Here is a 13,971-nt window from a genome sequence, read left to right as displayed (position 1 = left end):
ACGCGCTCAGTCGGCACCGGCGCCGTCGTCCGGCGGGTTGCCGTCGTGCACTTCGCTGCGCCGGCGCTGGAGGTAGGCGTCCCGCGTGAAAGAGTATTTGTCGAGCGCCGCGTCGCCGATCAGCCGGCCGGCGCGCAGGTAGCTGGCGCGGGTGTCGACGATGCGCAGCACGTACATCGAATTGCGCACCGGGATGTCATGCACGTAGCCGACCAGATCGCCCTTCATATCGACCGGCAGGGCCGCCGTGTCGCGCAGCGTGGACGAGCCGAGGATCGGCAGCACCACATAGGGGCCGCTCGGCACGCCGTAGTAGCCCAGGGTCTGGCCGAAATCCTCGCTGTGGCGATCAATGCCCAGTTCGCTGGCGACATCGATCAGGCCGCCCAGCCCGAAGAAGGTGTTGACATTGAGCCGCATGAAGGTTTCAGCACTGCTCTGCGCCTTCAGCTGCAACACGCTGTTGGCGAAGTTCCAGACATCGCCCAGATTGGCGAAAAAATTGTTGACGCCGGTCCGCACCGGCGACGGCAGCACCTTCTCGTACGCTGTGGCCACGGGCACCAGCACCGTCCGATCGACCGCATCGTTGAAGCCGAAGACGCCTCGGTTCAGCGGCTCGAACGGGTCGGCTTTGTTCGGATACGGCCCGCTGGCGCAGCCCGCCAGCGCCACGAGCGTCAGCACAGCGGCGGCGCAGCGAAAGCGCCGCAGCGAGATCAGGGCCGATGCGGCCGGAGATGTGGAGGTGAGAGGCATCATTTCTTGGGGGCCGGCGCTGGCGGCGAACTGCCCTCGGCTGCCTTGCTGTACAGGAATTGGCTGATCAGATTTTCGAGAACGACGGCAGACTGCGTGGACGTGACCACGTCGCCCTGCTGAAGGTTCTTCTCCTCGGCGCCCGCCTCGATCCCGATGTACTGCTCGCCGAGCAAGCCACTGGTGAGAATCTTCAACGAACTGTCCTTGGGGAAACTGTAGCGATTTTGCAAAGACAGCGTCACGCTGGCCTGGAAATTCTTGTCGTCGAACGTGATCGAGTCGACACGACCGACCACCACGCCCGCGCTCTTGATCGCAGTCTGGGGCTTGAGGCCGCCGATGTTGTCGAAGCGCGCCGTGACCGTGTAAGACTTTTGGAAACTCAGGCTCAGCAGGTTGGCCGACTGAAGCGCCAGAAAGAGCAGCGCCGCCGCGCCGATCAGCACGAACAGGCCCACCCAGATGTCATTGTTGGAACGTTGCATGGTCGATCTCTTGGGGTGTTTCTACTAGATGCTGAACATCATCGCCGTCAGCAGGAAATCCAGGCCGAGCACGGCGAGCGATGCCACCACCACGGTTCGTGTGGTGGCGCGCGACACGCCCTCCGGCGTGGGCTGCGCCTCGAAGCCCTGCAGCAGCGCCACGAAGGTCACGGTGAAGCCGAAGACGATGCTCTTGACGACGCCGTTGCCGACATCCTTCCAGACGTCGACGCCGCCCTGCATCTGGCTCCAGAAGGAGCCCGGGTCGAGCCCCAGCATGAGCACGCCGACCACGTAGCCGCCCACGATGCCCACCGCGCTGAACACGGCCGCCAGCAAGGGCATGGTGATCACGCCGGCCCAGAAGCGCGGCGCCAGGATGCGCTGCACCGGGTCGACCGCCATCATCTCCATCGCGCTCAGCTGTTCGCCCGCCTTCATGAGCCCGATCTCGGCCGTGAGCGACGTGCCGGCGCGTCCCGCAAAGAGCAGCGCCGCCACCACCGGGCCGAGCTCCCGTACCAGGCTCAACGCCACCAGCAGGCCCAGCGCATCGGCTGAGCCGTAGCGCTGCAGCGTGTAGTAGCCCTGCAGGCCGAGAACGAAGCCGACGAAGAGCCCGGAGATCGCGATGATCGCCAGCGAGTAGTTGCCGAGGAAATGGATCTGGTCGCGCACCAGCGAGAAGCGGCCGAGGCTGCGGGCGCCAGGGCCCGCGAGACGAGCGAACAGCCGGGCACCTTGGCCCAGGTCGGCCAGCTTGCTGCGCACGGCGAAGCCGACGTCGGCCGGATTCCAGAAGCTCATCGATGCCCTCCCGGCGCGGGGCCGAAGTCGTCTTCGACAGTGGCTCCGGGGTAGTGGAAATGCACCGGCCCGTCGGGCAGCGCGTTGACGAACTGGTGGACCAGCGGGTCGACGCTCTCGCGCACCTCGTCGGGCCGCCCCTGCGCCGCGATGCGGCCGTTGGCCAGGATGATCACGTGGTCGGCGATGCGGAAAGTTTCTTCCAGGTCGTGCGACACGATGATGCTGGTGAGCCCGAGCGTGTCGTTCAACTGGCGGATCAGCCGGGCGGCCGTGCCCAGCGAGATCGGGTCGAGGCCGGCGAAGGGTTCGTCGTACATCACCAGGTCGGGGTCGAGCGCGATGGCGCGGGCCAGTGCCACGCGGCGCGCCATGCCACCGGAGACCTCGCTCGGCAGCAGGTCGCGCGCCCCACGCAGGCCCACCGCATCGAGCTTCATGAGCACGATGTCACGCACCAACGCGTCGGGCAATTGGGTGTGCTCGCGCAGCGGAAAGGCCACGTTGTCGAACACGCTCATGTCGGTGAACAGCGCACCGAACTGGAACAGCATGCCCATGCGGCGCCGGGCCGCATAGAGCGCAGGCGCCTTCATCTGGCCGACGTCGGCGCCGTCGAGCAGCACCTCGCCACGCTGCGCGCGCAACTGGCCACCGATCAGCCGCAGCACGGTGGTCTTGCCGCCGCCGGAGGCGCCCATCAGTGCCGTGACCTTGCCGCGCGGCACGGCCAGCGACACGCCGTCCAGGATCGCGCGCGCGCCGTACCCGAAGGTCACGTCACGGAATTCGATGAGCGAAGGAGGAAGGGTGTCCATATCCAAAAAGAAAAGCCGGGGCGCCCTTTCGGGCATCCCGGCTTGCGGTCGGCCCCCATGATAAGGGAGCGCGCGTGGTCGCGTTACGACAGGTATCAGCGCGGCAGGTCGCTGAACCCCATCAGGAACTCGTCGACCGAGCGCGCGGCCTGCCGGCCCTCTCGAATCGCCCACACCACCAGCGACTGGCCGCGGCGCATGTCGCCAGCGGCAAAGACCTTCGGAACGCTGGTGGCATAGCCGCCGATGAAGTCGACCGTGGCCTTGGCGTTGCCGCGCGCGTCCTTCTCCATGCCGAAGGCATCGAGCACGCTGGCGACCGGGCTGACGAAGCCCATGGCCAGCAGCACCAGGTCGGCCTTGAGGATCTGCTCGCTGCCGGCCACCTCGACCATCTTGCCGTCCTTCCACTCGACGCGGACGGTCTTCAGGCCGGTGAGCTTGCCCTTGTCGCCGATGAATTCCTTGGTCGAGATGGCGAATTCGCGCTCGCACCCCTCGTCGTGGCTGGAGCTGGTGCGCAGCTTGTACGGCCAGTACGGCCAGGTCATCGGGCGGTTCTCTTCTTCCGGTGGCTGCGGCATCAGCTCGAACTGCGTGACGCTGACGGCGCCGTGGCGGTTGCTCGTGCCCACGCAGTCGGAACCGGTGTCGCCGCCACCGATCACGATGACATGCTTGCCGTCGGCGCGCAGTTGGCTCTTGAGCTTGTCGCCTGCATTGATCTTGTTCTGCTGCGGCAGGAACTCCATCGCGAAATGGATGCCGTCGAGATCGCGGCCAGGCACCGGCAGGTCGCGCGACTGCTCGGCGCCGCCGGTCAGCAGCACCGCGTCGAACTCCTTGTCCAGCTGTTCGGGCGTGACGGTTTCCTTGGCCCAGTTCGTGACCTTGGAACCCTTGCCCAGCGTGTCCTTGGCAGCGCCGACGATCACGCCGGTGCGGAAGACGACCCCCTCGGCCTTCATCTGCTCGACGCGGCGGTCGATGTGCGTCTTCTCCATCTTGAAGTCGGGAATGCCGTAGCGCAGCAGGCCGCCCACGCGGTCGTTCTTCTCGAACAGCGTGACGTCGTGGCCGGCACGCGCCAGCTGCTGGGCCGCGGCCATGCCGGCCGGGCCGGCACCGACCACGGCGACCTTCTTGCCGGTCTTGTGCTTGGCGACACGCGGTTGGACCCAGCCTTCGTCCCAGGCGCGGTCGATGATCGCGTGCTCGATCGACTTGATGCCGACCGCGTCGTCATTCACGTTGAGCACGCAGGCCGCCTCGCACGGGGCGGGGCAGATGCGGCCGGTGAATTCCGGGAAGTTGTTGGTCGAGTCGAGCACCGCGAAGGCGTTCTGCCAGTCGTCGCGGTACACCAGGTCGTTGAAGTCCGGAATAATGTTGTTGACCGGGCAACCGCTGTTGCAGAAGGGCGTGCCGCAATCCATGCAGCGCGCGCCCTGGACCTTGGCCTGGTCCTTGTCGAGGCCGACGACGAATTCCTTGTAGTGCTTGAGGCGTTCCTCGACGGGCTTGTAGCCCTCTTCGAGACGCTCGTACTCCATGAAGCCGGTGATCTTTCCCATCGTGCTGTCCTGTTCCTTTTGTTCTTGGCGACTGCGTGTCAGACCGCGGCGGTCTTGCGCGTGACGTGCGGCTCGAGGCCGGCCTTGGCGTCGTTGCCGCTGGCGGCCACCAACGCCTTGCGGTCGTGGATTTCCGCGAGCGCGCGCTTGTACTCGTTCGGGAACACCTTCACGAACTTCGTGCGGCTCACGGTCCAGTTGTCCAGCAGTTCGCGCGCGCGCTTGCTGCCGGTCCAGCGGTGGTGGTCTTCCAGCAGCTTCTTGAGCTGCGCCTCGTCGGTCGTGCCGTTGTGCCAGATCGCGGGTTTGACGGTGGCGGTCTGCTCGGCCGTGGTCAGCACCTTCTCGAGCGACACCATCGACAGGTTGCAGCGCGAGGCGAACTGGCCGTCTTCGTCATACACGAAGGCCACGCCGCCGCTCATGCCGGCGGCGAAGTTGCGGCCGGTCTTGCCCAGCACCGCGACCGTGCCGCCGGTCATGTATTCGCAGCCGTGGTCGCCGGTCCCTTCGACGACCGCCGTCGCACCCGAGAGCCGCACCGCGAAACGCTCGCCGGCCACGCCGCAGAAATACGCCTCGCCGGTGGTGGCGCCGTACATCACGGTGTTGCCCACGATGGTGTTGCGCACCGCTTCGCCGCGGAAGTCCAGGCTCGGACGCACGACGATGCGGCCACCCGACAGGCCCTTGCCCGTGTAGTCGTTGGCATCACCGATCAGGTACAGCGTGATGCCGCGCGCCAGGAAGGCGCCGAACGATTGCCCGCCGGTGCCTTCGAGCTGGATGCGGATCGAATCGTCCGGCAGGCCTTCAGGGTGCACCCGCGTGAGCGCGCCCGACAGCTTGGCGCCGACGGTGCGGTTCACGTTGCGCGCGACCTCGATGAACTGCACCTTCTCGCCCTTGTCGATGGCCGCACGCGACTTCTCGATGAGCTTGGTGTCGAGGTTGTGTTCGAGGCCGTGGTCCTGGTTCTCTACGTGGAAGCGCGGCACATCGTCCGGCACGTTCGGCAATGCGAACAGGCGGCTGAAGTCGAGGCCGCTGGCCTTCCAATGGGCGATGCCCTTCTTCATGTCGAGCAGGTCGGCGCGGCCGATCATCTCGTTGAAGGTACGGATGCCCAGCTGCGCCATGATCTGACGCACTTCCTCGGCGATGAAGAAGAAGTAGTTGACGACATGCTCGGGCTTGCCGGAGAACTTCTTGCGCAGCACCGGGTCCTGCGTGGCCACGCCCACCGGGCAGGTGTTGAGGTGGCACTTGCGCATCATGATGCAGCCTTCGACGATCAACGGCGCGGTGGCAAAGCCGAATTCGTCGGCGCCCAGCAGCGCGCCGATCGCGACGTCGCGGCCGGTCTTCATCTGGCCGTCGGCCTGCACCCGCACGCGGCCGCGCAGGCGGTTGAGCACCAGCGTCTGCTGCGTCTCGGCCAGGCCGATTTCCCACGGGCCGCCGGCATGCTTGATCGACGACCAGGGCGAGGCGCCCGTGCCGCCGTCGTGACCCGCGATCACGATGTGGTCGCTCTTGCACTTGGTCACGCCCGCGGCCACCGTGCCCACACCCACTTCGCTCACCAGCTTCGTGCTGATGCTGGCATGCGGCGCGACGTTCTTCAGGTCGTGGATGAGCTGCGCCAGGTCTTCGATCGAGTAGATGTCGTGGTGCGGCGGCGGGCTGATGAGGCCCACGCCCGGCACCGAGTAGCGCTGCTTGCCGATGTACTCGGTCACCTTGCCGCCGGGCAGCTGGCCGCCTTCGCCGGGCTTGGCGCCCTGCGCCATCTTGATCTGGATCTGGTCGGCCGAGCTCAGGTACTCGGCCGTGACGCCGAAGCGGCCCGAGGCGACCTGCTTGATTTTCGAGCGCAGCGAGTCGCCGGGATTGAGCGACAGGTCGACCTCGACGTTCGCCTCGCCGATCACGCTCTTGAGCGTGTCGCCGAGCTTGATCGGGATGCCCTTGAGCTCGTTGCGGTAGCGCGCCGGGTCTTCCCCGCCCTCGCCCGTGTTGCTCTTGCCGCCGATGCGGTTCATCGCCACGGCCAGCGTGGCATGCGCCTCGGTCGAGATCGAGCCCAGCGACATCGCGCCGGTGGCGAAGCGCTTGACGATGTCGGCCGCCGACTCGACCTCTTCGACCGGAATCGCCTTCGACGGATCGATCTTGAACTCGAACAGGCCGCGCAGCGTCATGTGGCGGCGGCTCTGGTCGTTGATGATCTGGGCGTATTCCTTGTACGTGTTCCAGTTGTTGGCGCGCGTGCTGTGCTGCAGCTTGGCGATCGCGTCCGGGCTCCACATGTGCTCTTCGCCGCGGGTGCGCCAGGCGTATTCGCCGCCGGCGTCCAGCATGTTGGCGAGCACCGGGTCGTCGCCGAAGGCGGCGGCATGCATGCGCAGCGCTTCTTCCGCGATTTCGAAGACGCCGATGCCTTCGACGCGGCTGGCGGTGCCCGAGAAGTACTTGCCGATCGTGTCGTTGTTCAGGCCGATGGCCTCGAACAGCTGCGCGCCGCAGTAGCTCATGTACGTGCTCACGCCCATCTTGGACATGATCTTCGACAGGCCCTTGCCGATCGCCTTCACGTAGTTGTAGATCGCCTTGTCGGCCGACAGGTCGCCAGGCAGGTCCTTGTGGATCGCGGCCAGCGTTTCCATCGCAAGGTAGGGGTGCACGGCTTCGGCGCCGTAGCCGGCCAGCACGCCGAAGTGATGCACTTCGCGGGCGCTGCCGGTCTCGACCACCAGGCCAGCCGTGGTGCGCAGGCCCTCGCGCACCAGGTGCTGGTGGATCGCGCTCGACGCGAGCAACGCGGGGATCGCCACTTGCGTGGCGCTCACCGCACGGTCGCTCACGATCAGGATGTTGCTGCCGCCCTTGATCGCATCGACCGCCTCGGCACACAGCGACGCCAGCTTGGCCTCGACGCCCTCGCGGCCCCAGTCGGCCGGGTAGGTGATGTCGAGCGTGCTGGAGCGGAACTTGCCCTGCGTGTGCTGCTCGATGTTGCGCAGCTTCGCCATGTCGGCGAAATCGAGGATCGGCTGCGCCACCTCGAGCCGCATCGGCGGGTTGACCTGGTTGATGTCCAGCAGGTTCGGCTTTGGGCCGATGAAGCTGTTGAGCGACATCACGATCGCCTCGCGGATAGGGTCGATCGGCGGGTTCGTCACCTGGGCGAACATCTGCCGGAAGTAGTTGTAGAGCGTCTTGTTCTTGCTCGACAGCACGGCCAGCGGGCTGTCGTTGCCCATCGAGCCGATGCCCTCCTCACCGGCCTGGGCCATGGGCGACATCAGGAACTTGATGTCTTCCTGCGTGTAGCCGAAGGCCTGCTGGCGGTCGAGCAGCGACACCGCGCTTTCAGGAATGGTCGCGGCGGGCGCCTCGACACTGTCGAGCTTGATGCGCAGGTTCTCGATCCACTGCTTGTAGGGCTTGGTGTTGACGACGTAGGCCTTGAGTTCGTCGTCGTCGATCATGCGGCCCTGCTCGAGATCGATCAAGAACATCTTGCCGGGCTGCAGGCGCCACTTGCGGACGATCTTGTGCTCGGGCACCGGCAGCACGCCGGATTCGGACGCCATGATGACCAGGTCGTCGTCGGTCACGCAGTAGCGCGACGGTCGCAGGCCGTTGCGGTCGAGCGTGGCGCCAATCTGGCGGCCGTCGGTGAAGACGATCGAGGCCGGGCCGTCCCAAGGCTCCATCATGGCGGCGTGGTATTCATAGAACGCGCGGCGGCGCTCGTCCATGGTGTCGTGCTGCTCCCACGGCTCGGGGATCATCATCATCACGGCCTGGCTGATCGGGTAGCCGGCCATGGTCATGAGTTCGAGGCAGTTGTCGAAGGTGGCGGTGTCGGACTGGCCCGCGAAGCTGATCGGGTACAGCTTCTTCAGGTCGGCGGCGAGCACCGGCGACGACATCACGCCTTCGCGCGCCTTCATCCAGTTGTAGTTGCCGCGCACCGTGTTGATTTCGCCGTTGTGGGCGACATAGCGGTACGGGTGGGCCAGCGGCCACTTGGGGAAGGTGTTCGTCGAGAAGCGCTGGTGCACCAGGCCGATGGCCGACACGCAGCGTTCGTCGGACAGGTCGAGGTAGTACACGCCCACCTGGTCGGCCAGCAGCAGGCCCTTGTAGACCACCGTGCGGCTCGACATGCTCGGAACGTAGTATTCCTTGCTGTGCTTGAGCTCCAGGTTCTGGATGTTGGCGCTGGCGGTCTTGCGGATCACGTAGAGCTTGCGCTCCAGCGCGTCCTGCACGATGACGTCGTTGCCGCGGCCGATGAACACCTGGCGCAGGATCGGCTCGGTCTTCTTGACGGCCGGCGACATCGGCATGTCGCGGTTGACCGGCACGTCGCGCCAGCCCAGCAGCACCTGGCCTTCGGCCTTGATGGCGCGCTCCATCTCCTGCTCGCAGGCCATGCGCGACGCATGCTCCTTCGGCAGGAAGATCATGCCCACGCCGTACTCGCCGTACGGCGGGAGTTCGATGCCCTGCTTGCCCATCTCCTGGCGGTACAACGCGTCGGGGATCTGGATCAGGATACCGGCACCGTCGCCCATCAGCTTGTCAGCGCCCACTGCGCCGCGATGGTCGATGTTCTCGAGGATCTTCAAGGCCTGCGTCACGATGTCGTGCCGCTTCTCGCCCTTGATGTGCGCCACGAAGCCCAGGCCGCAAGCGTCGTGCTCGTTGCTGGATGAATACAGCCCGTGTTGTTCCAGGTGTTGGATTTCGGCTTCCGTCGTCATGGGACGCACTCCTTCATTTATCGCGGGAAATTTCGCAGGGGAACGGAGGATAGGGTGTTGCACAAACAATGCCAAGCACTTTAATTGGGGTCAGATACTTAATAAATTCCCATTATTTCGTTCGACTATTAATTGGGGACATATTAAAGACGCCTGTTTGAGCCGGGCGATCTCTCCCGCTCAAGCTTTTGTGAGGGGCCGCCGCCCGGCCCGGGCCTTGACCAGACGTCGACCGGTCGCCGCCTGCAATTGCGCCACGAAGCGCTCGTCGCCTGCCGCCCACCCTTGCAGGGCGGAGTCGGTCAGCACCTGCTGGTCGCGCGCGCCGACCCCACCGCGCACCAGGTCGACGTAAGCCGCCTCGCGCGCGAACGGCGTGTTGCCCAGCGCCCAGTAGAGCGGGTGCGGCGACAGGAACCGATCGTTCCGCAAACCTGCGTAGTGGTGATGGCTCGACCACGCGAAGTCGCGTGCCTCCGCCGCCAGGCCGGCACGCACCGGGTTGAGGTCCATGTAGACCATGCTCGGCAGCAGGTAGCGCTCGGCCTGAAGCACCGTGGCGCGGTAGCGCCCTTCCCACAACGTGCCGCTGCGCCCGTGACGGTCGTTGAAGGCGCGGACGTAGCTGCGCCCGACCGCCTGCATGAACTTCGGCAGGCCGTCCGCCGCCGCCGGCGTCGCCAGCAGATGGAAGTGGTTGTCCATCAGCACGTAGGCGTGCAGCGCCACGTCGAAGCGCGGCGCCTGCTCGGCCCAGAGCGCTAGCAGGCGCTCCCGGTCTGCGTTGTCGATGAAGATGGCCTGGCGGTTGTTGCCGCGCTGGATCACGTGGTGCGGCTGGCCGGGCAGCGTGAGTCGGGGCAGACGGGCCATGGCGACGCGAGGCTCAGGGCAGCCGGAAACGCGTGTCCAGCAGCGACGACAGGCCGAACTCCGCCAGCAGGCTGCGAAGCCGCTCGGCCGCGCTGGCTTTGGCGTGGCCGGTGCGCTTGGCGATGATGAGCTCGTTCTTCATGCTGTGCTCCCAGCCCACCAGCTCGGTCACCGTGACCTGGTAGCCCTGGGCCTCAAGGTACAGGCAACGCAGCACGTTGGTGAGCTGGCTGCCGATCTCGCGCGTGTGCAGCGGATGCCGCCACAGCTCGGCCAGCGGCGTGCGCGACAGGGCCAGCGCCTTGGTCTGGCGCAGGCAAGCGGCGATTTCGGCCTGGCAGCAGGGCACCAGCACCATGAACTTCGCCTGCTTCGCCAGGCCGAAGGCGATGGCGTCGTCGGTCGCGGTGTCGCAGGCATGCAGGGCGGTGACCACGTCGATCTGCGCCGGCAGCTCTCTGGCATGGGTCGATTCGGCCACCGTCAGGTTGAGGAAGGCCATGCGGTCGAAGCCCAGCCGCGTGGCCAGCGCGCGCGACTTCTCGATGAGCTCGGCGCGGGTCTCGATGCCGTAGACATGGCCGCCGCCGAGCGCCTTGAAGAACAGGTCGTAGATGATGAAGCCGAGGTACGACTTGCCGGCGCCATGGTCGGCCAGCGTGGCGCCGGCGCCCTCCCCCGGCAGCTCGCGCAGCAGCTTCTCGATGAACTGGAACAGGTGGTAGACCTGCTTGAGCTTGCGCCGCGAATCCTGGTTCAGCCGGCCTTCGCGCGTGAGGATGTGCAGCTCCTTCAGCAGCTCGACCGATTGGCCGGGGCGCAGTTCCTGCAGGACGTCGGCTTCGGCCTTGGCGGCCTTGTCGAGCTTGCTCATCGCGCGGCTCCGCCCGGGCCGACGTTCAGCGCGGCCCAGCCGTCGGCGCCCAGCGCCTCCAGCGTCTCGATGTTGCGCTCGAAGATCGCCTCGGCCTCCGGGAACGCCTCCACCGCACGGTCGATGCTCTCTTCGCGCAGCAGGTGCAGGGTCGGGTACGGCGCGCGGTTGGTGGCGTTGCCGATGTCGTCTGGCTCGGTGCCCGCGAACTGGAAGCGCGGATGAAAGCTCGCCAGCTGCAGCGCGCCCTCGAAACCGGCGCGCGCCAGCCGGCGCTCGGCGCGTGCGGTGAAATCGTTGAAGTCCAGAAAATCGGCCAAGGTGTTCGGAGCCATCAGGAGGGTGGTGTCGCGCTCGCTTGCGTCAAGGGCGGCCAGGGCGTTCGCCTCGGCCAGCAACCGGTCGAGCAGGCCAGCGTCGTCATCGGCTGGCAGATGCACCGCATAGTGGACCTGCCGCTTCACGTGCACCGCCTTGGCGAACGGACACAGGTTGAGGCCGATCACCGCCGCTTCGAGCCAGTGGCGCGTGTCGGCTTCGGCCTGCGCGTCGGTGATTGTCTCAGCCACGGCACGCGCCGGCTCGCCGACCTCGGAACGGGCCCTGTGCGTCATGCGGGCACTCCAGCCGATACACCACGCCGCGCGAGCCGCCCGGCCAGCAGGAGGCCGATCGACGCGCACGCCGCGGTGACCGCCCAGGTCCACTGCCAGCCACCGGCGCGATGGGCCAGCCAGGCGACCAGCGGCGGCGCGGCGAACTGCCCCAACGCCGACGCCTGCTGCATCAACCCCACCGTGGTCGCCACGGTCGACGCGCCGGGCGCCACGCGCACGGCGAGCACGAAGAGCGTGGCCGGCACCATGCCGCCGGCCAGGGAGAAGGCACAGATCGCCAGATAGCGCAGCAGCGGCGGCAGACCCACGGCATCGCCAGCGGCACCGACCTGGGCGAAGGCCACCACGGCGCCGATCGCCATCGATGCATAACCCCAGCGCAACAGGCGACCCGCTGGCACGCCCCGTTGCAGCCAACGCCCGGCCAGCACGTTGCCGCCGATGTTCATCGCCGCCGCCAGGGCCGTGAGCAGCGCGCTCCACTGTGCGGGAACGCCGGCACCGGCGTAGATCGCCGGCAGGAAGCCGATCACCGCGATCCACTGCGACGAATACACCGCGAAAGCGGCGGCCACGAGCCACGGCCCGGTCGAACGCAGTGTGCTGCGCGATCGCTCGGACCATGACGCGGCCTGGGCTGCAGTCGACGGCGACACACGCGCATCGTCGCGCGGTACCCAGAGCGCAACGCACAGCGCCGCGGCACCGGAGACGGCCGCGATCGCCCACCACCATGCCGGCCAACCGGCCCCGCCGATCAGAAACGGGCCGATGAGCAGCGCCGCGGCCACGCCGAGCGGCATGTAGGCGCCCCACCAACCCAGGGCCGACTTCTCGCGATCCGGCGGCGCGGTCGTGCGGATCAGCGCCGGGGCCGGCATCACGACCATCAGGAAACCCAGCCCTTCGAGCGTGCGCAGACCGAGCAGCGCCTGCACGGCATCGGCGGCAACCAGGCCCGCGACGCCGACCGCACCACCGAGCACGCTCGCGACGGTCAGCGTGACCAATCCGATCAGCATGCTGCGGCGCAGGCCGATCGCGTCGGCCGCCAGCCCCGCCAGCAGCCCGAGCGTCATGCCGGCCACCTGCACCAGCGCCAGCAGGAAGCCCGCCTCGACCAGGCCGATGCCCAGTGATGCCTGCAGCGCGTTCACCGCTGGCGGTAGCTTTCCAAGGTGCAGCGCGGCGCTCACGCCGGCGAACAGCACGGCCAGCGTCGCGGGCGGTAGCTTGGACGGCGCACGGCTCATGCGGCCCACGCGCGCCCGGTGAGGCGCTCGTGCTCGCGCATGGCGAAACGGTCGGTCATCCCCGCGATGTAGTCGGCCACGGCACGCGGGCCGTCGCCACGCACGGCGAAGGATTCGGGCATCTCCGAGGGCTTGTCGATGTACGCCGCGAACAGCTCCTCGACGACCGCGCTGGCCTGCACCGTGGTCTGCACCACCTGCGGATGGCGGTAGAGCCCGCGAAAGAGAAAGCGCTTGAGCGCCGCCGATTGCGTGCGCATCGCGTCGCCGAAGAGCACCAGTGGCCCGGCCTGGCGCGCCGCGTCGGCATCGGCTGGCGATGCCGCGGCAATGGCCGCGCGCGTCGCGTCGATCACGTCGTAGACCTGGGCGCTCAGCATGCGGCGGATGGTTTCGTACAGCACACGGCGGCCTCTCAGTGCTGGGTGCTCGGCCAGTGCCTCGCGGCGGTAGCGCTCGAAGAGCTCGACATCGGCCAGTTGCTCGATGCCGATCAACCCCGAACGCACGCCGTCGTCGATGTCGTGCGCGTTGTAGGCGATCTCGTCGGCCAGGTTGCACAGCTGGGCTTCGAGGCTGGGCTGCGTGCGGTCGAGGAAGCGGTGGGCGACGCCGTTCGGCTCGGCCGCCTCGATCTGCTCGGCGTTGGGGCGCGAGCAGTGTTTGAGGATGCCTTCGCGCGTCTCGAAGCTGAGGTTGAGGCCGTCGTACTGCGGGTAGCGGTGCTCGAGCGTGTCGACCACGCGCAGACTCTGCAGGTTGTGCTCGAAGCCGCCGTGTTCGCGCATGCATTCGTCGAGCGCGTCCTGGCCCGCGTGGCCGAAGGGCGTGTGCCCCAGGTCGTGCGCGAGGGCGATGGCCTCGACCAGGTCTTCGTTCAACCGCAGTGCCCGCGCGATGGAGCGCGCCAGTTGCGCGACCTCCAGCGAATGCGTGAGCCGAGTGCGGAACAGGTCGCCTTCGTGGTTCAGGAACACCTGCGTCTTGTAGACCAGCCGGCGAAAAGCGGTGGAGTGGACGATACGGTCGCGGTCGCGCTGGAAGTCGTCGCGCGTGGGTGCGGCCGGCTCCGGATGGCGGCGGCCGCGCGAGCGCGACGGGTGGCTGGCGAATGGCGCGAGTTCGGTCAT

At 67.2% G+C, this 13,971-nt stretch carries 11 protein-coding genes; all 11 read right to left on the bottom strand.

Translation table 11 applies throughout. The annotated features are described in order from the left end of the window. Window positions 1-6: 6 nt before the first annotated feature. Window positions 7-759, bottom strand: coding sequence for an MlaA family lipoprotein (locus ACSFA2_RS01165; RefSeq protein WP_435453485.1), 753 nt, complete (start codon window positions 757-759; stop codon window positions 7-9). Continuing rightward, complete coding sequence (gene mlaD / locus ACSFA2_RS01160; protein ID WP_435453484.1) at window positions 759-1,247, bottom strand: outer membrane lipid asymmetry maintenance protein MlaD; 489 nt, start codon at window positions 1,245-1,247, stop codon at window positions 759-761. Before mlaD ends, ACSFA2_RS01165 begins: the two co-directional genes overlap by 1 nt. A 24-nt stretch (window positions 1,248-1,271) precedes the next feature. After that, window positions 1,272-2,054 carry a lipid asymmetry maintenance ABC transporter permease subunit MlaE gene (gene mlaE / locus ACSFA2_RS01155; protein ID WP_435453483.1) on the bottom strand — a complete coding sequence of 261 codons (783 nt, stop codon included), beginning with the start codon at window positions 2,052-2,054 and terminating at the stop codon, window positions 1,272-1,274. Continuing rightward, window positions 2,051-2,908, bottom strand: a complete 858-nt coding sequence (locus ACSFA2_RS01150) for an ABC transporter ATP-binding protein (RefSeq protein ID WP_435453482.1) — start codon at window positions 2,906-2,908, stop codon at window positions 2,051-2,053. The genes mlaE and ACSFA2_RS01150 overlap by 4 nt, the downstream gene beginning before the upstream one ends. Before the next feature lie 59 nt (window positions 2,909-2,967). Continuing rightward, on the bottom strand, window positions 2,968-4,446 hold the full coding sequence (locus tag ACSFA2_RS01145; RefSeq protein ID WP_435453481.1) for a glutamate synthase subunit beta: 1,479 nt from the start codon (window positions 4,444-4,446) through the stop codon (window positions 2,968-2,970). Window positions 4,447-4,484: 38 nt separating this feature from the next. Continuing rightward, window positions 4,485-9,224 (bottom strand): glutamate synthase-related protein, encoded by a 4,740-nt coding sequence (locus ACSFA2_RS01140; protein WP_435453480.1) that lies wholly within the window; start codon window positions 9,222-9,224, stop codon window positions 4,485-4,487. Between the two features lie 180 nt (window positions 9,225-9,404). Further along, window positions 9,405-10,097, bottom strand: coding sequence for a transposase (locus ACSFA2_RS01135; RefSeq protein ID WP_435453479.1), 693 nt, complete (start codon window positions 10,095-10,097; stop codon window positions 9,405-9,407). A gap of 13 nt (window positions 10,098-10,110) precedes the next feature. Then, a complete protein-coding gene (locus ACSFA2_RS01130) occupies window positions 10,111-10,971 on the bottom strand; it encodes a class I SAM-dependent methyltransferase (RefSeq protein WP_435453478.1) in 861 nt (286 codons plus the stop codon). Next, window positions 10,968-11,585 carry a DUF1415 domain-containing protein gene (locus tag ACSFA2_RS01125; RefSeq protein WP_435453477.1) on the bottom strand — a complete coding sequence of 206 codons (618 nt, stop codon included), beginning with the start codon at window positions 11,583-11,585 and terminating at the stop codon, window positions 10,968-10,970. Before ACSFA2_RS01125 ends, ACSFA2_RS01130 begins: the two co-directional genes overlap by 4 nt. Next, window positions 11,582-12,841, bottom strand: a complete 1,260-nt coding sequence (locus tag ACSFA2_RS01120; RefSeq protein ID WP_435453476.1) for an MFS transporter — start codon at window positions 12,839-12,841, stop codon at window positions 11,582-11,584. Before ACSFA2_RS01120 ends, ACSFA2_RS01125 begins: the two co-directional genes overlap by 4 nt. Next, on the bottom strand, window positions 12,838-13,971 hold the full coding sequence (locus tag ACSFA2_RS01115) for a deoxyguanosinetriphosphate triphosphohydrolase (RefSeq protein WP_435453475.1): 1,134 nt from the start codon (window positions 13,969-13,971) through the stop codon (window positions 12,838-12,840). Before ACSFA2_RS01115 ends, ACSFA2_RS01120 begins: the two co-directional genes overlap by 4 nt.

It is taken from the genome of Variovorax cryoconiti (assembly GCF_051216395.1).
GTDB lineage: Bacteria > Pseudomonadota > Gammaproteobacteria > Burkholderiales > Burkholderiaceae_C > Variovorax.
Note: the sequence above shows the minus strand (reverse complement) of the source record. Positions and strands in the feature narration are given on the sequence as shown.